The 23,201-nt window shown below is 44.1% G+C and carries 28 protein-coding genes; 22 read left to right on the top strand and 6 right to left on the bottom strand.

Annotation, left to right across the window (positions count from 1 at the left end):
• Positions 1-436: 436 nt before the first annotated feature.
• Positions 437-1,324: an SDR family oxidoreductase gene (locus tag N288_RS12615; RefSeq protein ID WP_009793533.1), complete on the top strand. Its 888-nt coding sequence runs from the start codon at positions 437-439 to the stop codon at positions 1,322-1,324.
• Between the two features lie 61 nt (positions 1,325-1,385).
• On the opposite strand, the gene N288_RS12610 is transcribed toward N288_RS12615, so the two are convergent.
• Positions 1,386-1,973, bottom strand: a complete 588-nt coding sequence (locus tag N288_RS12610; protein ID WP_009793534.1) for a VanZ family protein — start codon at positions 1,971-1,973, stop codon at positions 1,386-1,388.
• A gap of 129 nt (positions 1,974-2,102) precedes the next feature.
• Entirely contained in the window at positions 2,103-3,566 is a 1,464-nt protein-coding gene (locus tag N288_RS12605; protein WP_022543930.1) for a M20 family peptidase, read from the bottom strand.
• 240 nt (positions 3,567-3,806) lie between these two features.
• On the opposite strand from N288_RS12605, the gene N288_RS12600 reads away from it, so the two are divergent.
• From N288_RS12600 to N288_RS12540, 13 genes are all read left to right on the top strand, one after another.
• A complete protein-coding gene (locus N288_RS12600) occupies positions 3,807-4,652 on the top strand; it encodes a YwqG family protein (protein ID WP_009793536.1) in 846 nt (281 codons plus the stop codon).
• Between the two features lie 19 nt (positions 4,653-4,671).
• The gene (locus N288_RS12595; RefSeq protein WP_009793537.1) at positions 4,672-4,977 is read left to right on the top strand and encodes a hypothetical protein; all 306 of its coding nucleotides are present in this window, start codon (positions 4,672-4,674) and stop codon (positions 4,975-4,977) included.
• A gap of 122 nt (positions 4,978-5,099) precedes the next feature.
• Positions 5,100-5,426 (top strand): MerR family transcriptional regulator, encoded by a 327-nt coding sequence (locus tag N288_RS12590; RefSeq protein ID WP_022543929.1) that lies wholly within the window; start codon positions 5,100-5,102, stop codon positions 5,424-5,426.
• A 64-nt stretch (positions 5,427-5,490) separates the two neighbouring features.
• Entirely contained in the window at positions 5,491-5,688 is a 198-nt protein-coding gene (locus N288_RS12585) for a hypothetical protein (protein WP_009793540.1), read from the top strand.
• A gap of 395 nt (positions 5,689-6,083) precedes the next feature.
• A complete protein-coding gene (locus tag N288_RS12580) occupies positions 6,084-6,431 on the top strand; it encodes a hypothetical protein (protein ID WP_009793541.1) in 348 nt (115 codons plus the stop codon).
• A gap of 78 nt (positions 6,432-6,509) precedes the next feature.
• The gene (locus N288_RS12575) at positions 6,510-7,379 is read left to right on the top strand and encodes a pirin family protein (RefSeq protein WP_009793542.1); all 870 of its coding nucleotides are present in this window, start codon (positions 6,510-6,512) and stop codon (positions 7,377-7,379) included.
• A 12-nt stretch (positions 7,380-7,391) separates the two neighbouring features.
• Positions 7,392-8,330 carry a UDP-N-acetylmuramate dehydrogenase gene (gene murB / locus N288_RS12570; RefSeq protein WP_009793543.1) on the top strand — a complete coding sequence of 313 codons (939 nt, stop codon included), beginning with the start codon at positions 7,392-7,394 and terminating at the stop codon, positions 8,328-8,330.
• Positions 8,331-8,351: 21 nt separating this feature from the next.
• A complete protein-coding gene (locus N288_RS12565; protein WP_009793544.1) occupies positions 8,352-8,600 on the top strand; it encodes a YuzB family protein in 249 nt (82 codons plus the stop codon).
• A 27-nt stretch (positions 8,601-8,627) separates the two neighbouring features.
• Positions 8,628-9,164, top strand: a complete 537-nt coding sequence (locus N288_RS12560) for an NADPH-dependent FMN reductase (protein WP_009793545.1) — start codon at positions 8,628-8,630, stop codon at positions 9,162-9,164.
• A 122-nt stretch (positions 9,165-9,286) separates the two neighbouring features.
• Positions 9,287-9,661, top strand: a complete 375-nt coding sequence (gene crcB / locus N288_RS12555) for a fluoride efflux transporter CrcB (RefSeq protein ID WP_009793546.1) — start codon at positions 9,287-9,289, stop codon at positions 9,659-9,661.
• Complete coding sequence (locus N288_RS12550; RefSeq protein ID WP_009793547.1) at positions 9,658-10,020, top strand: fluoride efflux transporter FluC; 363 nt, start codon at positions 9,658-9,660, stop codon at positions 10,018-10,020. Before crcB ends, N288_RS12550 begins: the two co-directional genes overlap by 4 nt.
• Positions 10,021-10,156: 136 nt before the next feature.
• Positions 10,157-10,915: a DUF2087 domain-containing protein gene (locus N288_RS12545; RefSeq protein WP_009793548.1), complete on the top strand. Its 759-nt coding sequence runs from the start codon at positions 10,157-10,159 to the stop codon at positions 10,913-10,915.
• 19 nt (positions 10,916-10,934) lie between these two features.
• Positions 10,935-11,288: a GIY-YIG nuclease family protein gene (locus N288_RS12540; RefSeq protein WP_009793549.1), complete on the top strand. Its 354-nt coding sequence runs from the start codon at positions 10,935-10,937 to the stop codon at positions 11,286-11,288.
• Between the two features lie 27 nt (positions 11,289-11,315).
• Here the strand turns inward: N288_RS12540 and N288_RS12535 are convergent, their stop codons facing one another.
• Positions 11,316-12,278 carry a cation diffusion facilitator family transporter gene (locus N288_RS12535; RefSeq protein ID WP_022543928.1) on the bottom strand — a complete coding sequence of 321 codons (963 nt, stop codon included), beginning with the start codon at positions 12,276-12,278 and terminating at the stop codon, positions 11,316-11,318.
• Positions 12,279-12,765: 487 nt separating this feature from the next.
• Here N288_RS12535 and N288_RS12530 point away from each other — a divergent pair, with 487 nt between their 5' ends.
• Positions 12,766-14,058: a hemolysin family protein gene (locus tag N288_RS12530; protein ID WP_022543927.1), complete on the top strand. Its 1,293-nt coding sequence runs from the start codon at positions 12,766-12,768 to the stop codon at positions 14,056-14,058.
• A 57-nt stretch (positions 14,059-14,115) separates the two neighbouring features.
• Here the strand turns inward: N288_RS12530 and N288_RS12525 are convergent, their stop codons facing one another.
• Entirely contained in the window at positions 14,116-15,147 is a 1,032-nt protein-coding gene (locus N288_RS12525) for an AI-2E family transporter (protein WP_009793552.1), read from the bottom strand.
• A gap of 362 nt (positions 15,148-15,509) precedes the next feature.
• Between N288_RS12525 and N288_RS12520 the strand changes: the two genes are divergently transcribed.
• The 4 genes from N288_RS12520 to N288_RS12505 all read left to right on the top strand — a co-directional run bounded on the left by N288_RS12520 (position 15,510) and on the right by N288_RS12505 (position 17,407).
• The gene (locus N288_RS12520) at positions 15,510-15,809 is read left to right on the top strand and encodes a hypothetical protein (protein ID WP_009793553.1); all 300 of its coding nucleotides are present in this window, start codon (positions 15,510-15,512) and stop codon (positions 15,807-15,809) included.
• Positions 15,810-15,948: 139 nt separating this feature from the next.
• On the top strand, positions 15,949-16,344 hold the full coding sequence (locus N288_RS12515) for a VOC family protein (protein ID WP_009793554.1): 396 nt from the start codon (positions 15,949-15,951) through the stop codon (positions 16,342-16,344).
• A 122-nt stretch (positions 16,345-16,466) separates the two neighbouring features.
• Positions 16,467-16,874 carry an NUDIX domain-containing protein gene (locus N288_RS12510; protein ID WP_009793555.1) on the top strand — a complete coding sequence of 136 codons (408 nt, stop codon included), beginning with the start codon at positions 16,467-16,469 and terminating at the stop codon, positions 16,872-16,874.
• 17 nt (positions 16,875-16,891) lie between these two features.
• Entirely contained in the window at positions 16,892-17,407 is a 516-nt protein-coding gene (locus tag N288_RS12505) for an AAA family ATPase (RefSeq protein ID WP_009793556.1), read from the top strand.
• A 140-nt stretch (positions 17,408-17,547) separates the two neighbouring features.
• Here the strand turns inward: N288_RS12505 and N288_RS12500 are convergent, their stop codons facing one another.
• Both N288_RS12500 and N288_RS12495 read right to left on the bottom strand, forming a co-directional pair.
• Complete coding sequence (locus N288_RS12500; RefSeq protein WP_035402480.1) at positions 17,548-18,573, bottom strand: DUF1646 family protein; 1,026 nt, start codon at positions 18,571-18,573, stop codon at positions 17,548-17,550.
• A gap of 125 nt (positions 18,574-18,698) precedes the next feature.
• A complete protein-coding gene (locus N288_RS12495) occupies positions 18,699-19,289 on the bottom strand; it encodes a TetR/AcrR family transcriptional regulator (protein WP_022543926.1) in 591 nt (196 codons plus the stop codon).
• Positions 19,290-19,453: 164 nt separating this feature from the next.
• On the opposite strand from N288_RS12495, the gene N288_RS12490 reads away from it, so the two are divergent.
• The 3 genes from N288_RS12490 (at position 19,454) to N288_RS24305 (ending at position 23,161) form a co-directional block, all read left to right on the top strand.
• Positions 19,454-20,368, top strand: coding sequence for an ABC transporter ATP-binding protein (locus N288_RS12490; protein WP_022543925.1), 915 nt, complete (start codon positions 19,454-19,456; stop codon positions 20,366-20,368).
• Positions 20,369-21,967 (top strand): ABC transporter permease, encoded by a 1,599-nt coding sequence (locus N288_RS12485; protein ID WP_009793562.1) that lies wholly within the window; start codon positions 20,369-20,371, stop codon positions 21,965-21,967.
• A 210-nt stretch (positions 21,968-22,177) separates the two neighbouring features.
• Complete coding sequence (locus tag N288_RS24305) at positions 22,178-23,161, top strand: CsxC family protein (protein ID WP_009793563.1); 984 nt, start codon at positions 22,178-22,180, stop codon at positions 23,159-23,161.
• The last annotated feature ends 40 nt before the right edge of the window (positions 23,162-23,201 follow it).

The raw sequence follows: 23,201 nt of genomic DNA, 5'->3' as shown, positions 1-23,201 counted from the left end.
AGCCGAAAAGTGATGCAAGCCTTCTTAAACAGCTTCCTAATTTAGACTGGTTTTTCGTAATCTGCCATGTGCAGAGAGGTTACCGAGCTTGTATTTCTCAGATTGGCAGCATTCCGCCTGATTATTATCATTCCCGCCCTCAAAAAGGCGGGTTTATTTGTGGAAGATTAGTAATTCTACATAAAATCAGCCTAATTCTATCTGAAAATTTATTAATTCTACTTAAAAATACTAGAATTCTACACAAAAACTGAATGGTTCTACATAAAATCCAACTAGTTACAAATTTCCGCTCTCAATCAAAATCCCCCTCTGCTAGTTTATCGCCACCAGAAAAGGGAATGTTATTAGTACGAATACATAGTGAAGTGCTGCACAATCTTAGCAGCAGGCTTTTTATGTATTGAGACTAAATTTATAAAAGGAGTGCTGGACTATGTCAAACCCTGAAAATCCGCTAAAACAATTCTTCAATGGAGATTTCCCGAAGCAGTATCAGGAGCCGCCAGGGGTCCAGAATGAGATGAAGGATCCTCAGCCTGACTGTGGTGAGAAAAGCTATAAAGGAACTGGTCGACTGAAGGGGAGAAAGGCACTGGTGACCGGCGGTGATTCCGGGATTGGCCGTGCTGCAGCCATTGCATATGCCCGCGAAGGTGCAGATGTAGCAATCAATTATCTCCCTGAGGAGCAGAAAGATGCTGAAGAGGTAAAGAAGCTGATTGAAGCTGAAGGCCGCAAAGCCGTTCTTATCCCTGGTGATTTAAGCGAAGAGTCATTCTGCAAAGACATGGTCGGACAGGCTCAATCAGAATTGGGAGGACTTGATGTTCTTGCCCTTGTTGCCGGCAAGCAGCAGGCAGTAGAAAATATTGAAGATCTTTCAAGCGAACAGCTCCGCAAAACATTTGAGATCAATGTATTCTCCCTTTACTGGACCGTTCAGGCGGCACTTCCGCATCTGCCTGAAGGAGCTTCTATCATCACCACTTCTTCTGTGCAGGGATACAACCCGAGTCCGAACCTGCTGGATTATGCTGCAACTAAGTTTGCCATCAACGGTTTTACGCGGGGACTGGCTAAACAGGTAGCTTCAAAAGGAATCCGTGTTAATTCTGTGGCGCCAGGGCCAATCTGGACACCGCTGCAGATTTCCGGAGGGCAGCCTCAGGAAGTCATCCCGACATTTGGCCAGGATACACCGCTTAAGCGTGCCGGACAGCCGGTCGAACTGTCTAGCGTCTACGTGTTCCTTGCTTCTGAAGAATCCAGCTATGTGACCGCCCAGGTATATGGCGTCACTGGAGGGATTGAGCTTGCATAAACCCAAAAACCAATCAGCCTAAATAGCTGATTGGTTTTTTTATGGCTGCTGATTTTTTAAATCACTTAATCCGGTAAGATCTCTTTAGAAGCGGCAATAAAGCATACCCCAAAAATACTCCTGACATGTTCAGGATCAGATCATCAATGTCCAGGCTGCCCCGCCTGCTTAGAAACTGTGCTATCTCAATGGCCGATATAGCTGCAAACGGAATGGCCAGCAGAGTAAAGAAAGACTGCTTTTTCAAAAGGGAAAGGAGAAAAAGCCCAAAAGGGACGAACAGCAGGACATTTGCAGCTAAATTATAAAAGGCAACCAGGAAGTCCACCCGTCCGGCTAAATAAAATTCAATCGTACTGAAGGGGTCTAAGTTATAGTTTGCATTAGCATGATCACCCGGCCTGAAAAAAAGCAGGACCAGGAGGGAAGCGCTATAGAAGGCAAAAACGAGCAGAATTAGATATTTGTTTAATGGCAGCTTTTCACCGCGGATCAGCAGACCAGCTGTAATTGTGAAGCTGGTAATGCTGGCCCATACGACAATTAAAGCGAGCGGATGCAGATATTGAATCAGATTGCCGATGAATGGCAGAGACAGGAGAAAGAAAAGCTGTGCAGCGGCGGCACTGCGGACGATTGTACGGGACATAAATAGATTCACCTTTTTAAAAGTTTTTCAGATAAGAGAATCATACACTGTAAAAATGTTCCGAACAAATGAAAAATGCCCATGAACTGTGCCGAGCACAGCAAATGGACATTGAAAGGACAAGTGCAACTATTCTGCTGCATCCGCCTCTCTCATGATTTCTGCATAAAAGGCAATTGCGTTCAGATAGTTTTCAATTGAAATATGTTCATCTGTTCCGTGCATCCGGTTCAGGTCTTCTGAGGTGATGTGGACAGGCAGGAACCTGTATGTGTTTTTGGAGACAGAGTCATAATGCTTGGCGTCAGAGCCGGCGAACATTAAGTATGGCGCAATAACGGCATCTTTATAGACATTTCTTGCTGCCTGCTGCACTGTCTTGAACTGCCAGCTGTCAATGCTGGAAACCTTGGAAGCTTCGCTGCCGGTGACGGTAACCTTAATAGCTTCATCCTCGATTGTGTCTTCTATGGAAGACTGGATGTAATCAAGTGTGTCTCCCGGCATGACTCTCAGGTTGATGATTGCTTCTGCTTTTTCCGGCAGGGCATTGTATTGTTCCCCGGCCTGAAAGATGGTCGGAGCGATCGTAGTGCGGATAAGGGCGGCTGATGCAGGCTGCTGCAGGAGAATCCGCTCAATGACAGGCTCAAAGATCATTTTATTGGCAAAAACGTATTTCATCGGAAAGCTCATTTCCGGTGCGGTGAAATCGAATAGATCCTCGCCAGGGCCTTTCAGATCGCCTTTGAACTGTTTCTCCTCAAGCTTTGCTATCGCGCTGGATATACGGCCGATATTCGTATGGTTTTTCGGCTGCGATGAATGTCCTCCGCTGCCTTCAATCGATAGTACGGCTGTTGCAGAGCCTTTCTCAGAAATCCCTACAACTCCGACCGGCTGGCTGATGCCTGGTACCATCCCATCCACGATGGCGCCGCCTTCATCAAGGACAAATTCAAATTCGATACCCCGCTTTTTCATAGTTTCAGCGATGGCAAAGGCCCCTTCATCTCCGCCAATTTCTTCATCGAATCCGAACATTAAATAGATATCCCTCTCAGGCTGATAGTCTTCGGATAGGAGATGCTCCACTGCTTCAAGTATGCTGATGACCCCGATTTTATCATCCAGGGTACCGCGGCCCCATATTTTCTTTCCCTCCACCTTCCCGCTGAAAGGTCCTTGTTCCCACTTATTTTCCGTTCCTGAAAGGACTGGCACCACATCATAATGGCTCGTCAGGCCGATTGGGTTCTTCCCGGTATTTCCTTTCCATCTGTACACGAGTGCGTAAGAGTTGATTTTTTCAAGCTCCAGCTTCTGATGGACGAGTGGATAGCTTTCCTCCAGAAATGAAATGAACTTGTCAAACTCCTTCCAGTCAAATTTGGTTCTGTCCTGGTAGGAAACCGTTTTGTATGTAACTGCTTCTGATAAATGCCCGACAGCCTGGTCTTCATTGATATTCAAGGATGCTTCTTTTGGTTCGGGCTGCCGGGATTTGACCATTAAAGTGTTGAAACCGGTTACAGCTGCAAATAGCAGAAGCAATCCTCCGAAGATCATAAGACTGATTTTCCATTTACTCAATCTATTTCCCCCTTAGTTCTTTATCTGCTTTTATTATAGATTAATATGTTGAATTTTCGGAAAAATTTTATTGTACGATTACAATTTGTAAAGTACTCTATATTTGGGTTGAGCTGTTACTTCTTACTTCTTAAGAAAAAAGGAAAATGGACTAGGAACTGTCTCCCTGCAGCATCGTTTAATACTGTCGCCAGAAAAAATAAATGAGAGTCTATGTTTTGAAATCAGGAGGTTTGTTTGATGAAACAGGAAAAATTAATACGCCATAATGATCGGGAAACATTTGAAAAGACGAGGAAAGAGTTTGTGCAGCTAGAACTTGTAAAGCCTGAATATGAGCTTCGGCTCTGGGAAAGCAAGGCTGGAGGAAATCCTTACATGCCAAAAGGCACCCAATATCCTCTTAATCAAGCAGGGGAGCCCCTTCATTTGCTTGCCCAGCTAAATTTAGGCAAACTCCCTAAACTGCCGGATTTTCCGGACAAAGGCATTCTATCTTTTTACATCGACTTAAATGATGATGTTTTCGGGATGAATTTTGATCAGCAGGATGACCAGTCAGGCTTCCGTGTCCTATTTTTTGAGGATGTGGAGGAAAATGAAGAAAATCTGGTCACAGACTTTTCCGCTATAGATGAACACCGTTCCAATTGTGAATATGAAGTTCTCGAAGGCGGAGAGTTTATGGTTAAAGGAAAAGCTTCAAGTATGTATATAGCAGCAGGGGATTACCGGTTTGATGAAGTGATCGGGGAATCAAGCCTAAATTATTTCGAAAGGCTGGCAGAAGAAGAAATGCCAGAAGGATATGAAGAGGTTGACGACCTTTATAATGACTACAGCAATCCTGAGGGAGAAGTCCACCATCAGATGGGCGGCTACCCTTATTTCACACAGATGGATCCGCGTGAGGACGGAAGCAGATATGATACCCTCCTGTTCCAGCTGGACAGCGATTATGACAAGGTCAGTGAAAAATACGCGGTCATTTGGGGGGATGTCGGCATCTGTAATTTTTTTATTAACGTAAGCGACCTGAAGGCACGCCGGTTTGACCGGGTGCTGTTTAACTGGGACTGCTGCTGATTTGGCGGGGAGGATTTCTATGGGGCTTTTTGGATGGATTTTCTTGTGGGGGCTGCCTGCTTTACTCTTATGGAGTACGCTGCTTGCAGCGATTCACGCAAAAAGGGCAGGAAGCGAAGGACAGTTCCTTGGAAGGACTCTGACCTTTATAAGTGCGATTTATGAATATACGATTAATTCCTTTCTTACATGGCTGTCGATCATTTTTTTGGTGTTTGGCTTTTTTGCCTTAATAGAAGGCAGTATATTAGGATTCCTTTTTATGGCTGGGATCGGGGGATTGATGCTCTATTTTTGTTTTCCAAGGATGAAAATGCCTGAGTGAGGGAGAGCTGAAGCTGCAAAAACTTTTGATATTGCGAATGTTTTAATTTGTAATTTCTTGATAAGCGTTCTTAGAATAACTGCACAATGATATAATGGGTTTAAAATGAAAAGGAAATTTTTATGAAAATCAATTGGATAGCTTGCTCTATTTTCTGTTTGGCGATCAGTATTGCAGGGGGAAGCTGGTATATCGGCACAGCATTGAAGAAGGAGAACACAGAAGCAGAAGTTCAGGAAGCTGTTCAGCCTCAAATGCTGATGAAGCCTGATGAAGCTGCAGCCTATTTAGGCATTAGCATGGAGGATTTTCAGAAACTAGGGCCTTTTGACCAGCAAAATTATGATGAAGGATCCATCCCATTTATTAGAATTGGATATAAGGTTTATTTTACCAGGACGGCCCTTGATTCATGGCTGAGTTCAGAAGGCTATATGATCTTTCAATAAATGAAAGAAATTTTCCGCGGCTTGTATTATAATAAAAAGAAATACGAACTGAAGGAGAAACAATATGTCTAACCAGGAAAATAACCAAAACGGCGAAAAGAAAAAAGTAAGCCTTCAAGAATTAATGAAGCAGCAGCTCGAGAAAAAGAAACAGGCGCAGGGAAATGGAAAACAAGGCGCCAAGTCAGCTGCTAAAAATCAGGTAATGAAAAGCCAGATGACTAAAAAGGCGAGTAATACCCGCAGAAAAATGGGCGTATGACCAGATGAACCCTTCTTTATAGGAAGGGTCTTTTTTATCTTAAAAAAAAATCATGTTACGCTTGAGACCTGCAGAAAGAGGGCAAACATAAGAAGAGTCTAATCGATGCATGAGCCTCGCTTCAAAAGAGACCTCATGCATAGAAAACAGTCTAATCAATGCATACCGGCACTGAATAAGTGGACTTTGAAAGTAAATGGATCACTCAGTATACTAAGCTGGCAAAAAAGGAATTCATATATAGCAAGTTAGCTTCAATCACAGGAGACCTCCCTGCAACTTTAGTCTTAGTCCACTCAGCCAAAAGCAGCATAGGCTTTTCGCCAGAATGACGGAAGGAAACCCTTCTGCATTATGCTACATTATGATAGAAGAGCAAAAAGGGGGCTGAGCTGATGAAGGCAGTAATTGTTTCGGATAATGGGCGAGTAGGGAAAAGCTTAATATTGCTGCTGCAGGCATACCCAGAATTAGAGGTATCATTCCTGAAGGATGCACGCGGCAGTGTGCCTGATGATGCGGATGTTGTTATTGTGGATATAGACTCAATGCTGGCAAATCAGCTTAGGCTCTCTTTTTTCAGCAATCATCCTGTCATTTTTTACAGCCGCTCCAGGGAATACTCCGAGCTGGTGTATTGGCTGCATAAATATGATGCCGATTTTATCAATGTTTATACCCATCCTGACTGTGTGCTTCATCTGATAAAAAAGGCGTGTACAAGAAGAAAGCTTAATGGTTGATATAACAACTAATATGTGTTCTAATGGAGGCAAATACTGAGAATACCGATTACTTGAACGAAGAAGGAGATGGATAGAATGGAAGAAAAACCCCTGTTTAAAAGAAGCGTCAAAGACCACTGGTATGTTGAGTATGAAGAAGCGAGCTTCCCGTTCATCCAGAAGGGCTGGGTACTGCCGGCTGACCGCTTCATGGAATTTGATCCATTCATCCTGATGGCGGAGGACTGGTTTAAGAGGGGCGCTTTCTCTGACCATCCGCACAGGGGGTTCCAGACAGTCACCTATGTTGTGGATGGCAGGCTGGAGCATATCGACAATGCAGGAGGCCGGGATATTCTTGAGCCTGGCGATGTGCAGTATATGAATGCCGGCTGGGCAGCGCGCCATGCCGAGGAGGGCGTGGAAAATGATATTGCCCACACGCTGCAGCTTTGGCTTAACCTGCCGAAGGAATTGAAAAATTCTGAAACAAGCTATCAGAATGTTTACGGAGAGGATGCACCCACGGTGGATTTCCAAGGAGGCTCCATCAAGGTGTTTTCCGGAGACATAGCAGGTGTCAAGGGTCCGCTTAGTTCTGCAGTCCCCATCACTCTTTCTGAGATCAACTTAACTAAGGGTGCAGAATATACCCTGACCATCCCTGAAAATCATAATGCTTTTTTGTATGTCCTCTCAGGGGATATGGACTTTGGGAAAAATGAAGTGAATCTGAAAAAGCATGGAGTCGCGACCCTTTCATACAAGGACGGCGGGGATGTTAATAAAGGCAGCGAACTTGCCATAAAGGCGAACAGCAGAAAATCAAAGGTGCTTGTATACTCCGGTGCACCGATTAAGGAAGAAATTGTTCCCTATGGTCCATTTGTGATGAACACAATGGAAGAAATCAGGGAGGCATACCGGGATTTCCATAATGGCAAATTCGGCCCGCCTGCTGTTTAAGGAGCTGGTTTCATGAATCATATGCTAAAAAATCTGTATGAATTGCTTTCCTTAGAATTGCCGGACTCTTCTTTTAGACTTAATGAACCCTTAAAGGAGCATGCTTATACAAAGCTTGGCGGACCGGCAGATCTTTACGCTGAAGCGGCATGCCCTGAGGATGCAGCTTATATCCTTAAGCAGGCAAAGCGGCAGGGGGTGCCTGTGACTCTGATAGGCAACGGTTCGAATATGATCATCAGGGATGGAGGAATCAGGGGGCTTGTTCTGTCATTGTCAAAAATGAATAAGATTTCGGTCACTGGAGAGACGGTAATTGCCGAAGCAGGCAGCCGGATCATCGATGTTTCACTCAAAGCATTAGAGCATAGCCTTTCAGGAATGGAATTTGCATGCGGGATCCCTGGGACGACTGGAGGGGCCCTTTACATGAATGCAGGTGCCTACGGCGGACAAATCTCTGATGTCCTTCAAAAAACACTAGTTCTCACAGAGGAAGGAAGCATCCTGGAACTGGGAAGAGAGAAGCTTGTGCTGAGCTATCGGAAAAGCATCATGGCTGAAAAAAAATTCATCATCCTGAAGGCAGAGTTTAATCTGTCCTTTGATTGCAAAGAGGATATATCAGCCAGGATAAAAGAAAACACGGAGGCGAGGAAAAGCAAGCAGCCGCTTGAATTTCCATCCTGCGGGAGTGTGTTCAAGCGTCCTCCTGGCCATTATGCAGGAAAGCTTATACAGGACAGCGGTCTTCAAGGTAAAAATATCGGCGGGGCAGAAGTTTCCCGCAAGCATGCCGGCTTCATCATTAATAAAGATAATTGTACGGCAAAGGATTATCTGGCACTTATAGAATATGTCAGGAAAACTGTGAAGGAAAAGCATGGTGTCGACCTTGAAACCGAAGTGATCACCCTTGGTGAGGAATTATACAAAGGGCAGCATGCCTAAAAAGCAGGGAGGTGAGCAGCGATGGGTATAGTAGTGGTGGAGATTTGCGACGGGAGCCTGATTACAGAATTGGATCTCGAAGGGCTCCTTGAAGGGGAGTATCCTGAAGTGGCCGTTATTGAAAGCAGCTGCCTCTCCTTTTGCGGCATGTGTGCCAGGCGTCCTTATGCAATCGTGAATGGAAAAAGGATTTTTGCAAAGACAGCAGAGGAGTGCCTTCATTTGATAAAAGAGCATATTGATAATGAATTGAAGGAATTTGCCATATAATAAATCTGACATTGGGAGGAATCGGCTGTGAAACTTGTCGGCATTTCAGGATCCCTGACCGGATCGAAAACATCAAAGGCTGTACATGAGATACTCGCTGCTGCAAAGCGATTGTATCCATCTATTCAGACAGAGCTGCTTGACTTAAAGGACTATAACGTTGAGTTTGTTACAGGAAAGCCGCTGACCTATTATAACAGTGATACATGGAAGGTTGTGCAGACTGTATCAGAAGCTGACATCCTCATTATAGGCACACCGATCTATCAGGCCTCTATCACAGGAGCGCTGAAAAATCTATTTGATCATCTCGCGGTTGATGTTTTTAACTCAAAAGCAGTCGGTATTGTCACAACAGGGGGATCCGACAAGCATTTCCTTGTAGCAGAATATCAGCTCAAGCCGATTATTTCCTACCTTAAGGGAACCACCCCAGCCAGCTCAGTTTTTGTCCACAGCAAGGACTTTAATGAAGACAATGAAATTGCATCACCCATTGTTCTTGAAAGAATTGAAAAACTGGCAAGGGAACTGGTTGCTCTTCAGGCATACCTGGACAAATAAGGATACAGATAAAAACTCCTCCTATGCAGGCAGGGGTTTTTTCATGATTATCAAGAGAAACAAGAAAAATGTTATACTAAAAAGTACGGTTAGAGATTATTAGTATTAAAGGAGTTAACACCATGATTTATATGTATGTCGGACTCGCCGGAATGTTAGGCAGCATACTGAGATACTGGATAGGGATCAGCCTGTTCGTGGAGAATGTTTTTCCATACAGCACACTGGCCTGCAATCTGGCCGGCAGCTTTGTGCTCGCATGGCTGACAACCATTGGATTCAAAAGAATATATGTCTCTTCTGAGCTTACGGCAGCTATTGGCACAGGCTTTGTCGGGTCATTCACGACTTTTTCAACTTTAAGTGTGGAAACTGTCGATTTATTTAACAAGGGCCATCTGGTCCTTGGGATTCTTTATATCATCCTCAGTATGATCGGCGGGCTGCTGTTCAGCAGGCTTGGATTCAGGATAGCAAAGGAGGAGCTGGCTTCATGAGTTTCTATCACTTTGCACTGGTGGGCATCGGAGGTTTTTTCGGAAGCATGGCCCGGTTTGCCATAAGCCGGAAATACAACAGCAAAGAGAAATCCCTTCCTACTGGAACGATCATCGTCAATCTGTCTGGTGCCTTTCTGCTGGGCCTGCTGACAGGAGCCCATTTGGACCAGAAATATCTGTTATTCGCCGGCACCGGTTTTATGGGTGCTTTTACAACCTTTTCTACACTAAAGCTAGAAACCATCCAGCTGCATATCGGACAAAAGAAAAAAGCATTTTTCCTGTACATTGGCATCACCTATTTCTTCGGTATTCTACTCGCCTGCCTGGGCTATCTGACAGGAAAGAACTTATAAATATATTCGGTTATCCAAAAATGGATAGCCGTTTTTTATTGACTTATAACAAACAAAAATATATATTGTTTGTATAATTATAAACAAAAATATATTAAGTTTGTATTGAGGTCATTAATCTATTGGGGGTGTTTGTATGCCGGATATATCAGCAAGCCTTTGGGAGGCGAGTCTTGAAGAAATAAAAAAAGGATACAGAGAAGAAAGTGAGAGCTTTCTATGCTTGTTATGCGGGGAGAAATTTGATAAGGGTATTGTCTATCCTTATGAAAACCTCTTGTATGAAGCTGAGAGATATACACGTCTTCATATCGAGAGATCGCATTCTTCGGTGTTTGATTATTTGCTGGGACTTGATAAGAAATGGACCGGGGTGACAGAGCACCAGAGCCAGCTTTTGCGCTTGTTCTATCAAGGGATGGCAGATAAAGAGGTGCAAGCGGAATTGGGCATAGGCAGTGCATCGACAATCAGGCATCACCGTTTTGCCCTAAAGGAAAAAGAGAGACAGGCAAAGGCTTTCCTTGCCGTCATGGAGCTCTTAAGGGAGAAGGACCGGTATGCGCCAGCTTTTATACCCCCGCATATACATGCATCTATGGTTGATGACAGATATGCCATAACTGAGGAAGAGCAGCAAAAAATCGTTGATAAATTTTTACCCAATGGCATAGAAGGCGGCCTTGTAAAGTTCCCGCCAAAAGAAAAACAGCGGCTTGCAGTGATAAGGGAAATCAGTAAGCTTCTGAAGGCTGGCATAGTTTACAGCGAAAAAGAGTTAAACAGCATTATTGAGAGCATTTACGAAGACTATGCACTTATCAGAAGATATCTGATTGAATATGGCCTTCTGGACAGAAAGGCCGATGGAAGCGCATATTGGCTGAAAAGATAAACCGAAGGAGGAAATAATAATGGACCGGAGAAAAGAACTGAAAAATCAATTTAAGGAAGTCCAAGTGGAAGCGGGTGTTTTTCAAATAAAAAACAAACACAACCATAAAATGTTTATTGGAAGTACCAGGAATCTAAAGACACTGAATGGATTGAAATTCAGTCTGGAAACAGGCTCTTATATAAATAAGCATCTTCAGGATGACTGGAGGAAGTACGGGATGGATGCTTTCGAAATCTCGGTGATTGAGGTTCTAAAGAAGAAGGAAGACCCCTATTATAATGAAAAGGAAGCTTTGGCAGAGCTGGAAGAGAAGTGGCATAATCATTTTCAGCCCTATGGCGAAAAAGGTTACCACACCCGGACCAAATAAAAAAGAAGAGGTCTCCCTCTTCTTTATTTATTTATCTTCATCTTTCCAGGTCTGGACATTGTCTGTTTCCAGTATGCCAAGTGTTGCATCGCCGATGTCGGTATCGGTCAGCAGCAGGTCGCGTACTCTGAATTTGATATCATCAGCATCTGCCAGTGAAAGGCCAGCCCTCAGCTCGATGTAGCTTTCTACATGAAAGCGCCTGCCTTCCTGCAGGATCCGCATATCCAAGATATCGACCACATCAGGATCGGAAAGGATCATATTTGCCACACGGTCCTCCACGATTTTCGGTGCGGCTACCCCGATCAGGCCGATGGTATTTTCATAGCCGATTTTTACGGCGATTCCTGTGAGCAGTAAGCCGATCAGTATTGTTCCGACTCCATCAAGAAAGTAAAAACCTGTAAAGTGAGCAAGCAGGATGGAGACAAGTGCCAGCAGTGCGCCAAATGTGGCAATCAGGTCTTCATAAAACACCAGCCTGGTCGGCGGCGATGCCAGGCCATTATTCTTGAACGCAGTCGTGACAATGCTAAAGCCTTTGGCCTCACTGCGGGTTTCATGATTGATTTCCTTCATTGCCTTTACCAGAATGAAGCCGTCAACCCCTATTGCCAGAAGCATGATGGAAATATTAAGCAGGATATTGGTGGACTCTTTTGGGTGCTGGATCAGCTCCCAGCCTTTGTGGATTGTTTCATAGGCCATGATCGCGATGACGATGACCGCAACCAGGACAAACAGGTTGACAACACGCCCGAAGCCGGTAGGAAATCTTTTCGTCGGCTCCTTCTCAGCAAGGGCACTGCCGATGAATACAAAGCCCTGATTAAGGGCATCTGCTGCAGAGTGAAGGGTGGTTGCAAGCATTGTACCGCTGCCGCTTATGGCAGCAGCTACCCCTTTGGCAATCGTCAGCACAGTATTGCCAATCGCAGCAATGCCGGATGATTTGTTACCTTTTTTCAACAATTGAATAAAAGACATCTTTTCACCTCTCCATTTTTTCCAAATGGTTTGTCCAGTATTTAGCATAACCATCTGGCATTGATTTATCATTTTTGAACATTTTATGGACAGAAGGACTAATAGATTGCCACCGGCCAAAAATGACAGTAAAATAAGAACTAACTATAACGTGCCAGTAAGGGGGTGATTCATTTGGGAACGAGCAATTAAAGCTGCTTGGCTTTTCAACAGCAACCTATGATGCAAGGGGTTCTGTAAACTATTACACCAAATTTAGTTTGCTGAAACCTGTACGTTCTAAATTGAATTGCCGCTGCAGCCTGGCCGGGATTCGGCTTAAGTAATGGATTGAAGGCTGCTGCAACACCAGCGCCTGAAAAGTTCTTAAAAAACATGAGTAATAGAAATATTTCTCCTGACTTGCCTGATCAACTGACAGGGGATACGCAGCGGTCATGAACCTAATTTTCCAGGAGGTGTACGCCTTACTCTGTAAGGCTATTCATTGACCACTATTAACTTGATCATTTTTGCTATTTTAATTGCATTGACCGCCTTTTTCGTGGCGACGGAATTTGCAATCGTTAAAGTAAGATCTTCTAAGATTGACCAGCTTATTGCAGAAGGGAAAAACGGGTCACTGGCTGCAAAAAAAGTCGTGACTCATCTTGATGAGTATCTTTCTGCCTGCCAGCTCGGCATTACCGTGACAGCACTGGGCATCGGCTGGGTGGGAGAATCGACATTTGAAGTGATCCTGCACCCTGTGCTTGAATATTTCCAAGTAAGCGAATCGCTTTCCCATATTCTGACTCTGGCTTTTGCGTTTGCTATTGCCACTTTCCTGCATGTTGTCGTAGGGGAGCTTGCCCCGAAGACTCTTGCCATTCAAAAGGCTGAGAGAATCACATTGCTCTTTGCGAGGCCCATCATCTGGTTTTACCGTCTGATGTATCCTTTCATCTGGTTCCTTAACGGGTCAGCACGTTTGCTTGTCGGACTTTTTGGCCTGAAACCTGCGTCCGAGCATGAGCTTGCCCATTCAGAGGAAGAACTCCGCCTGCTTTTGTCAGAAAGCTATAAGAGCGGTGAAATCAACCAGAACGAACTGAAATATGTCAACAATATCTTTGAATTCGATGAAAGAGTTGCAAAAGAAATCATGGTGCCGCGCACCGAAATGATAACGATCAGCATTGAGGATGAATTTGAAGAAATCATGCTGACGGTGGAAGAGGAGAATTATACCCGCTATCCTGTTGTCAATGGAGACAAAGACCATATCATCGGCTATGTTAATGTGAAGGAATTCCTCACTGCAAAAATCCTGGATGACGGTAAAATCCACGAACTTGCCGAGTTCGTCAAACCTGTTATGCATGTGATTGAAAATATACCGATTCATGATCTGCTGGTAAAGATGCAGAAAGAACGTACCCATATTGCAATCATTATGGATGAGTATGGAGGAACATCAGGACTTGTTACGGTAGAAGATATACTCGAAGAAATCGTTGGGGAAATCAGGGATGAATTCGATGACGATGAAGTTCCTGAAATCCGGAAGGTGAAGGAAGATGAGTATATCCTTGATGCCAAAATGCTGCTTGAGGACGTAAACGATCTTCTCGGAATTGAACTGTTGAGTGATGATATCGATACGATCGGCGGGTGGGTCCTTTCGCAGGATTTCGATGCTGAAATTGGAACTGAAGTAGAGGCAGAAGGATTTATTTTCAAAATTACTGAAAAAGACGGACACCAGGTTCTGTATATTGAAGTAAAGAGAGTTTCATAGCATGACAAAAAGGATGCAGCCTTCAGGTGCATCCTTTTTGTCCAGAAACAAAGCAGGTCAGCTGACGCGGGCCTGCTTTGTTTGTTTTGGGGCAATTTCTTTGACGCCCAATATATCCAACAGAAACATAAATACAGGTATACCCACGATCAGACCCCAAATACCGAAAAAATGCTCCGAGAAGATAAGTACAATGAAGGTATAAAAAACCGGAAGCTCTGTTTTGGAAGACATCAGCTTCGGATTAAGGATATAAGCTTCGATAGCATGAATGACCATGACGACCAGGATGATATAGCCGACGAGCATGAATCCGCCTATGGAATAGGCTATGATTGTCAGCGGAATCATAGAGATAATGACACCAGCTACAGGGATTAGACCCAGGACTAATACCATTAATGACAGGGCCACCAGCTGAGGAAAGTCCATGATCCAAAGAGCCAGTGTTGTCAGGATGCAGTTGACAATGGCAATAACAAACTGAGCCTCAATGACTTTTCCGAATGTCATGGAGAACTTTCTTGAAAAATATTCAATTTCATCATAAAAAGCAGCGACTTTGCTTGTCTTGAATTTTAAGGTAAAATCAATCAGTTTCTTCTTTTCAAGAAGGAAAAACAGGCTGAGCAGCAGGGATATCAGCACTTGCATGCCGATTTTGCTTATATCAGTAAAATATTTCAGCAAAAATGTAAATCCTTGCTCAAGATATTTGTTAATATCATTTTGTTCAATGAACAATACAATATAATTGATGAATCCATTTTCATGGGGATGCAGATAAAACGCCTGCAGCTGGGCAATCAATTGTGTTACTTCCCGTGAAATGACAGGCAAATAATTAATGGCCGCGAGTGTCAGGCCGCCGATTAAAACCAGGTATAAAAACATTACCACCAGCGGCCGGTTAAGGTTCCATTTATCTGTAAGCAGGGTGGTCAGCCGGTCCATTAAAAAGGAAAAAATAAAGGTCAGCAGGATGATATTGATCATGCTGTGAAGTGAAATAAGGAGCAAGAGGATGATCGCAAAAATGATGATCCGCTTCGCACCAGTCTTTACCCAAATATTTCTCCAGTTTTCCATTCATGTGCTCCCTCTGATTCTTATAAAACAACATCTGTTTTATAAGAAATATAAAATGATATTACTATTCAATTATAGCATCTAAACTCTCCAATACTAGCTTTCCTGCCTCTGCTCAAAGCTATTTTTTAAATTTGAAGGAAATTCATTCTAATTAAAAGATACGCAATGGATTATTGGTTCATTCACCATCATAAAAATAATGAAAATGCCGTTAACTGAATGGATAAAGAAGCATAGCTCGTACAATAGAACTAGTAAAATTTGTAACATAAATGTAAAAAATCCTCCGTTAAGCATACAGAAATCTTCTCCAAAAGCATATAAGCTATTCGTATATAAAAGAGAAGGGGGATCGGCTCTTGGAAGAAATTTTGCAGAAGGTAGTCTGTCCTTGCTGTTCCCGCGGGACTGTACAAAAAAGAAGGCTTTTAAGCAAGATACTTTCCTTGCCAGTCCAGGGCAAAACGGCAGGATGGCTGTCCGAAAGCATCGAAGACTTTCTGCTTTCTGAAAGCATTCCGCTTGATAAACTTATGGAAATTCGGAAAGAACTGAACGCATCGATTGAAAAGCAAAAGAACCTTCAGGGAACTGTCAAAATACTTGACCGATATTTTAAAAGTGCCAATCGCTGTTTTTATTGCTGTCATTCTTTTTAGCAGATGAGGGTTTGCAGCACAAAATCTATGTTAGAAATATGTCCACAGATCTATAGAAGATCGAAAAAATAGCAATCAAGAAGAATTTCTCACGGATTTTATCTGATACACTGGATAAAACGCCAGGAGGAGGTTCTATATGTACATTGAAATGACCACTCAGCTGCGAGTGGCAGATTTTAAAAGAGGCGAGGCTTGGTATACCATCCTTCTCAAGAGAGCACCTGACTTTATTCCGCATAAAGGGTTTGCTGAGTGGGAGCTTGTGCCTGGCAGCTGGCTGCAGCTGGCGTCAGGGAATACTGCAGAAGGAAGCGGGCCTATCCGCCTCGGGGTCAAGAATATTGAAGCAGAAAGACAGCGGCTGATGGATGAATTAATGATAGAACCCTTTTTAATACAGTCGCGAAGCGGGGTACCGGTAAAATGGGGCACTTTTACGGATCCTTGGGGAAATTTGCTGGGACTCTTTGAATATATGGATAAATCAGAAGAAAAGAAACGCATACGAGAAATATGGGGACATACGGTATAAAGCAGAGTGAATATCCTCTGTTTTTTTCTTTGCTTATTTTTTCCTCAAAAAAGAAGGACTTATACATTCATTATCGAAATGCATATTGATATAGCAGTAAATGGGAGGTACTAGGAAGGCAAATGAAGAAGTGGTTTGGTTCAGCTGGTGTTTGTATTGAAAATGGAAAACTGCTGATGGTCCTGCAGGGAACCCCTGATGAAGAAAAACGCTGGTCAGTTCCATCGGGCGGTCAGGAGCAGGGAGAGAGCAGTGAGGATTGCTGTATCAGGGAAGTGTTTGAGGAGACAGGATATTTGGCTGAAATCATCCGTCCTTTGTTCGTGAAAGAGACTGAATTTTCGGAAGTGGGTTATTTTGAAATTAAAATAGCTGGCGGCAGACCTGTTATCCAGGACCCTGATGGACTTATTTATGATATTTCCTGGATAGCCACAGAAGAGCTTGAAAGGATCCCCCTTTCTTTCCCTGAGGACAGGCAGTTTCTGCTTCAGCTGTTAGTGAATCAGGAACTCCTCGAAGAGGTATAGAAAGAGTGGCATGCCTAATGAATGAGAATAGAAAAATCCATGTTATCGGCTCTGTTGGAAGCGGCAAAACAACTTTGGCCAGAAAGTTATCTGCCCAGCTCGGAATTCCCCATTATGAACTGGACAATGTGGTATGGGAAAGGGGGCCGCACGGTGACAAACGAAGGACTGAAAAGGAAAGGGATGCTCTGTTACAGGAAATTATTTCTTCTGACAGCTGGATCATTGAAGGTGTTCACCACACCTGGATCATGGAAAGCCTTAGGCAGGCGGACCAGATCATTCTGCTGGATCCCCCTAATAGACAAAGAATCTATAGGATCATTAAACGGTTCATCAAGCAAAAGCTTCATATGGAAAAAGCAAACTACAAGCCGACATTGGAAATGTTCAGGAAAATGTTCAGATGGAACCGGTATTTCGAAACAGTAAGCAAGCCGCAAATAATGGAATTGCTCAAGCCTTTTGAGGAAAAGCTGTATGTTTTGGAGGATGATAAGAAAATGCATGAAATAATGGAGGTGTTAGTATGAATCTGCTGCTGATCCTGCTGGCAATGCTGTCTTCGGCAGGCTTTCTGTATTACTGGGGCCAGATTGAAGGCTCAGATGATCAATAAGCAAGAGCTATTCATAGGAGGCTAAAAAAGAAGAATCCCTGCATAAAGGGATTCTTAACTATGTTCCAGCCACATGATGGCCAGATAGTAGGCAAACATAGTTAGAAGTCCGACCGGGACCCCAAACCTTGCCCATTCTTTGCTGGTGATTTTCAGCTTCCCGGCAGAGATGATGTTGGGAATATTCCCGGGGATCAGCATGCCGCCTGAAATCAGGAGCCCGAGAAGGATGGACTGAATCGTAAAATGGTCCATTGAAGGGCTGATTTCTGCTGCTGCTAGAGTTGCATTGTCGAGAATGGCGGAAATCATGTTGACCCAATAAAGAAGTGCTGGACTCTGGCCGATCAGGTAATGCCTGATAAGCGGCTCAAAGCCGGCGCCAAGGAAGGTCAGCCCCATAACAAACAGGTAGACTTTGATGCTTCTTGCCAGTATTTCTTCATATGTTTCATTTCCGGATTCTTTGCGGAAGCTTCCGGGCCGTTTTTCAGGAGGCTGGATAAGGAGCATGCTCATAATCGCTAATGCAAGCAGGGCTGCGATTACCTCAGGCCCAATCAGCTCTACCAGGAAAAAGAAGTCCTCATTCAGCTTTGAAATAGCTATGGTTGACAGGGGTTCTCCAATAGGAGTAAGGGCAGCCCCGAGGCCGATGGAAAAGCAGGACAGCACAGTAAAGCGAACCTCTGCCTGCCGTTCAAGCCGGAGGGCGCCGACAATCAGGACGAGCACCAGCGCGGCAATGATTGCGGTAATGATGCTGGAAACCAGTCCCAGGACGACAACCGTTAAAGCGGAAAACAGCCTGAATGGCATTCTTCTGCTTATCCCCATGATGATCCTTTCAAGCGGCCTCTTCAGCCATTTGAACAGCAGACCGGCAGCCAGGACAGCCGCAGTGATTTTAATTGGATCCCATGCAGCCTTAAGGAATAGTTCGCCATTGAATATCCCGCTCATATAAGCCGCCAGAATTCCCATTGCAAAGAGGAAAATCTCCAGATTGTGTTCCACAGCTTTCAGCGTAAATGGCAGCAGCAGAACGAGAAAAAAGATTATAATTAATCCAGTCATGATCATCTGCCTATTCTTGATTAGATTGTCCCTTAAAAGAAGGAACAGCCTATATATATGCAGCTGAAAGGACAAACTTTCATGATAAAGGCAAATCAGCGGAAATCAATTGAAAAAGGAAGACAGCTCTAGCGGTCTTCCTTTTTCCCTATAATTCCATAGAAAAATATATTTGTAATATCTTCAGTCAGCGGCAAAGCCTTGCTGTATACCTCTTCCCGCTGAAAATACTCCTTCATCATCTGTACATAGAACAGCATACTCTCAAACGAAAGATCAGGATTGATATATCCTTGTTCATGCCCTTGCCTGAACAGCTCCTTGAAAAGGGGGATGGCTTTATCCTCATAGATTTTATCTATATAATTGCCTTCCACAGAATACTCCTTCATCATATATTGATAAAACTCTTCGTGGATTCCATTGGCATTTTCCTTTTTATTAAAAATGATTTTCTTCACTTTATCCGGAAATGCATCATTGCTGCTGATTAGCTGCTCAAATTCACTGGATGCTTTGTCAACATAATAGAGGAATACCTCATGGATGAGCTTATGCTTGCTTTCAAAATAATTATATATGGTCACTTGTGAAACATGTGCTTCCTTCGCAATTTCTGATATAGACACTTTATGAATTCCCGAGTCCATAAACAGTTTAATGGCAGCCTCAAGTATATGGCGCTGCTTTTGTTCTTTTCTGCGCTGAAATCCGTCCAATTTATTCACCTCAAACCTATTGTAATGAAATTTATGTAATATAACAAATAAAATAGTTCATAAACTCTTGTAAGAAGTAGAATTTATATGTAATATGAACTCGAACGATAAAAATATTTCATAAATATGAAAAGAAGTAAGAGCCGAAGCGGGGAGGAATGAAAATGGCGTTATTAGAAACGAACCGCCTTGTAAAAAGGTTCGGAAAGTTTACAGCCTTGAATGATATTAACATTGAAGTGAATGAAGGGGAAATTTACGGGTTTATAGGACCGAACGGTGCCGGAAAGTCCACCACAATCAAAATATTGCTCGGTATCCTGAAGGCAACCTCAGGAGAAGCAAGGCTGTTTGGAAGGGATGCCTGGAAAGATGCTGTAGATATTCATAAAAAGATTGCCTATGTGCCTGGAGACGTCAATTTATGGCCAAATCTTACAGGGGGAGAGATATTAGACCTTTTTGCAAGGCTCAGGGGAACTGCCGATAAAAAGCGGACAAAGGAATTACTGGAAAAGTTCAACCTGGATCCTTCAAAAAAAAGCAGGACCTATTCAAAAGGAAATCGGCAAAAAGTCGCTCTTGTGTCAGCTTTTTCTTCAGACGCAGAACTGTTTATCCTGGACGAACCAACTTCAGGACTTGACCCATTAATGGAAATCGTCTTCCAGGAATGCGTGCTGCAAGCAAAAAATCAGGGGAAAAGCGTCCTTTTATCCAGCCATATTCTTTCCGAAGTGGAAAAGCTGTGCGACCGGGTCGGCATTATAAGGCAGGGAGAAATCATAGAAACGGGATCGCTTGCCGAGCTCCGCCACCTGACCCGCACACAGTTGGTTTTTCAAACCAGCAATAGTGTTCCGGATCTTGAGGGCCAGAAAGGGGTTCATGACCTTAAGGCCAATGGGGGAATTATTTCACTGAAGGCAGATGCTGAAGATCTCGGTGCGATACTTCAATATGTCAGCCAGTTTGGCATCATAAAGCTGGAGAGCATGCCGCCGACCCTGGAAGAACTCTTCATGCGCCATTATGAAGCATCACCGGATCATGGCGGAAAAAAGCAGGAGGGGAACTGAATGGGAAAGAGACTATTCAGCAGGACAGGGTTTCTAATCCTTTTTCTGCTCAGGAGGGACAGAGTCAGGGCAGCCGTCTGGGTCTTAGCGCTTGCAGGGCTGACAATTGCGACTGCTTCAGCTTTCACTGATTTATATAAGACCGGTGCTGAACGCCAGGCCATTGCAGAAACAATGAAGAATCCGGCTATGACTGCGATGGTAGGACCTGGCTTTGGGCTGGAAAACTATACTGCCGGCCCGATGATGGCCCATCAGATGCTCCTATTCACAAGCATGGCTGCAGCCATTATGAGCATCCTCCTGATGGCAAGGCATACCCGGAATGATGAAGAAGAGGGAAGGATCGAGCTGATCCGTTCATTGCCTGTTGGCAGAATGGCCAATCTGACAGCTGCTGTCATTGTTTTGTTTGCTGTGAATACAGTTTTGGCCATGATGACTGGTTTAGGTCTTTACTGCCTGCGAATTGAAAGTATCGGTCTGGAAGGTTCACTGCTTTATGGAGCTGCAATCGGTGCAGCAGGCATCCTTTTTACAGGGATAGCTGCTTTGTTCGCCCAGCTTTCAGACAATGCAAGGGGAACAGCCGGCTGGTCCTTTGCTGTTCTTGGCATCGCCTACCTGATACGAGCTGTCGGGGATGTGAGCGGCGGCAGCCTGTCCTGGTTTTCGCCGCTCGGATGGATAGTGTTCACGGAAGTATACGTTAATGACTATTGGTATCCTGTCATCCTCACAGTCTTCGCTGGCCTCCTGATAACTACAGCAGCTTTTTATTTCAATCTTAGACGCGATATTGATGCAGGGCTTTTCCCGTCAAGACCAGGGAAGATAAAGGCCTCCCCGCTGCTGTCCAGCCCCTTTGCACTGGCGTTCCGGCTGCAGCGGACTGCCATTATTGCCTGGGCCGCGGGGTTGTTTATCCTTGGTGTTTCCTACGGATCTGTGTTTGGGGATCTGGAGTCTTTTTTCACGGAAAATGAAATGCTCAAGAGGATGATTGACCCTGCAAGCAGCATATCACTGACAGAACAATTCATGACGATGCTGATGTCCGTCATATCTATGATCACATGCATTCCGCCGCTGATCTTCTTTCTAAGGCTTAAGAGCGAGGAGAGAAACGACAGAATCGATATACTATTGTCAAAACCCATTTCACGGCTGAGACTGGCAGGAAGCTATTTGTGCCTATCACTGATTTCCAGCGTTGTCATGCAAATGCTGGCTATTTTTGGACTTTGGGGGGCGGCTGTGTCCGTTATGGAAGATCCGATTCCATTTGGAAGTATGCTGAGTGCCGGTATTGTTTATTTGCCAGCTGTCTGGCTGATGGCAGGCGCGGCCGTCCTTCTGCTTGGATACCTCCCAAGGCTGACTGGCCTCATATGGATTATACTCGGCTATTCTTTCATTATCGTTTATTTGGGAAGCTTGCTTAACTTTCCCGAGTGGCTTGCGAGGCTGTCGCCATTTGGCTATGTTCCGTCATTGCCTGCAGAAGAATTAAATAGGGGACCTCTGTTTTTGCTGATTGTTGCTGCTGTTTTCGCTTCTGCCGGTTTTACCGGTTATCGAAACAGGGACCTTGGCTGAAAAATAGAGTGCAGAAACGGATGGCTGGATACCGGCCATCCGTTTTGTTTGCAAAATAGACATTTTACCACTGGCAACCGTACAAGCCGCGTATAGCTGCATCACATATAAATTAAGAGAGTGAAGAAACTTCACAATGCTTTCAGAACTTCAGCTCCCTTATTCAACGGGAGGACCTGTCAGCAAAAAATTCCAAGGAGTGATATGAGAATGTCAGATCAAAAAAAGAAAAAGTCAACTAGCTATCAGCATAATATGAACTATGGATGCCCGCCGAAGCACACGCCGAAATATCCGGCAAACCATCAGATTGATGGATACTGCAAGCCGTCCAACAAAGGGGAAACAGAAACAGTTGATGCCTTTACACGCTCATTCCCGCCGCGCGGAGACTTTCAATTCTTCCCTGTCATTGATGCAAATGTGGTGCTGGCAGAAGTTCTTCTTGAAGCTGATGTAGAGGCGCATATCGAACTGCCGACTCCGGCAAAGGAAATCAAATCCATCCGCAAAAACGTACACCTGACTCAGGCTAAGGTAATTCCTTCTGTTGTCAGAAGAGACCTGGTAAAAGTGTTCATTACCGGCGTAGTCCACAAAAACATTCAGTATGTAGAAGAATACAGCGGATATGTAAGAGATTATGGCGTAGACATCAAGTTCAGCACCAATCAGCAGGTCCGCATCTTCAATCCTGTAAATAACAGAACAAGCCAAAAGTCCAGCGTCCACGAAAACCGCTTCCTGGACAAAAAAGGACATGGTGCAGATAAAGACCAATTCGGTTCCTATCATTCCGAGTTCTTTAATGAGCCAATTGAAGTGAAACTGCTTGGAGCTATTATTAACGAGCTTGATTTGGCTAAAGATCACAATCTGTGCGGCAGCTTTAAGAAAATCACTGAAAAAATGGAAGTTGTTATTTTCTTAAAACTTTTCCAGAAACAGCAGTTTGATCCACGCTGTGGATTTGGGGCAGATGAATTTGCAGCTGATAATTTCGATGCTCAACCAGAATTTCAGGGTCAATATGAGGACGGACAGGACTTTGACAAGCCTGATCTGAACGGATTCGGAGACAGCTACGAAGAGGATGCCGATTCTGGAAAAGGCGCTGACAGCCTCCGCAAATCACTGCGCGGCCAAATGAAGGAAATTCTTCGCAATGCATACAACCAAGGCTCTAATCAGTAATAAGCAGAGTTGAAACAGAAAAGAGGGACAGGCAGCAGCT

The sequence above is a fragment of the Bacillus infantis NRRL B-14911 genome, from assembly GCF_000473245.1.
Lineage (GTDB): Bacteria > Bacillota > Bacilli > Bacillales > Cytobacillaceae > Bacillus_AB > Bacillus_AB infantis.
The sequence above is the reverse complement of the archived record's forward strand: the minus strand, read 5'-3'. Positions and strand labels throughout refer to the sequence as shown.

Excerpts from the sequence above, each read along its gene's own strand:
- N288_RS12595 (WP_009793537.1), top strand. The coding sequence starts at position 4,672 with ATGGGGCTTTTTGGATGGATTTTCTTGTGGGGGCTGCCTGCTTTACTC.
- N288_RS12615 (WP_009793533.1), top strand. The coding sequence starts at position 437 with ATGTCAAACCCTGAAAATCCGCTAAAACAATTCTTCAATGGAGATTTC.
- N288_RS12585 (WP_009793540.1), top strand. The coding sequence starts at position 5,491 with ATGTCTAACCAGGAAAATAACCAAAACGGCGAAAAGAAAAAAGTAAGC.
- N288_RS24305 (WP_009793563.1), top strand. The coding sequence starts at position 22,178 with ATGTCAGATCAAAAAAAGAAAAAGTCAACTAGCTATCAGCATAATATG.
- N288_RS12485 (WP_009793562.1), top strand. The coding sequence starts at position 20,369 with ATGGGAAAGAGACTATTCAGCAGGACAGGGTTTCTAATCCTTTTTCTG.
- N288_RS12565 (WP_009793544.1), top strand. The coding sequence starts at position 8,352 with ATGGGTATAGTAGTGGTGGAGATTTGCGACGGGAGCCTGATTACAGAA.
- N288_RS12510 (WP_009793555.1), top strand. The coding sequence starts at position 16,467 with ATGAAGAAGTGGTTTGGTTCAGCTGGTGTTTGTATTGAAAATGGAAAA.
- N288_RS12535 (WP_022543928.1), bottom strand. The coding sequence starts at position 12,278 with ATGTCTTTTATTCAATTGTTGAAAAAAGGTAACAAATCATCCGGCATT.
- N288_RS12590 (WP_022543929.1), top strand. The coding sequence starts at position 5,100 with ATGAAAATCAATTGGATAGCTTGCTCTATTTTCTGTTTGGCGATCAGT.
- N288_RS12575 (WP_009793542.1), top strand. The coding sequence starts at position 6,510 with ATGGAAGAAAAACCCCTGTTTAAAAGAAGCGTCAAAGACCACTGGTAT.
- N288_RS12580 (WP_009793541.1), top strand. The coding sequence starts at position 6,084 with ATGAAGGCAGTAATTGTTTCGGATAATGGGCGAGTAGGGAAAAGCTTA.
- N288_RS12540 (WP_009793549.1), top strand. The coding sequence starts at position 10,935 with ATGGACCGGAGAAAAGAACTGAAAAATCAATTTAAGGAAGTCCAAGTG.
- murB (WP_009793543.1), top strand. The coding sequence starts at position 7,392 with ATGAATCATATGCTAAAAAATCTGTATGAATTGCTTTCCTTAGAATTG.
- N288_RS12545 (WP_009793548.1), top strand. The coding sequence starts at position 10,157 with ATGCCGGATATATCAGCAAGCCTTTGGGAGGCGAGTCTTGAAGAAATA.
- N288_RS12490 (WP_022543925.1), top strand. The coding sequence starts at position 19,454 with ATGGCGTTATTAGAAACGAACCGCCTTGTAAAAAGGTTCGGAAAGTTT.
- N288_RS12600 (WP_009793536.1), top strand. The coding sequence starts at position 3,807 with ATGAAACAGGAAAAATTAATACGCCATAATGATCGGGAAACATTTGAA.
- N288_RS12525 (WP_009793552.1), bottom strand. The coding sequence starts at position 15,147 with ATGGAAAACTGGAGAAATATTTGGGTAAAGACTGGTGCGAAGCGGATC.
- crcB (WP_009793546.1), top strand. The coding sequence starts at position 9,287 with ATGATTTATATGTATGTCGGACTCGCCGGAATGTTAGGCAGCATACTG.
- N288_RS12550 (WP_009793547.1), top strand. The coding sequence starts at position 9,658 with ATGAGTTTCTATCACTTTGCACTGGTGGGCATCGGAGGTTTTTTCGGA.
- N288_RS12505 (WP_009793556.1), top strand. The coding sequence starts at position 16,892 with ATGAATGAGAATAGAAAAATCCATGTTATCGGCTCTGTTGGAAGCGGC.
- N288_RS12610 (WP_009793534.1), bottom strand. The coding sequence starts at position 1,973 with ATGTCCCGTACAATCGTCCGCAGTGCCGCCGCTGCACAGCTTTTCTTT.
- N288_RS12515 (WP_009793554.1), top strand. The coding sequence starts at position 15,949 with ATGTACATTGAAATGACCACTCAGCTGCGAGTGGCAGATTTTAAAAGA.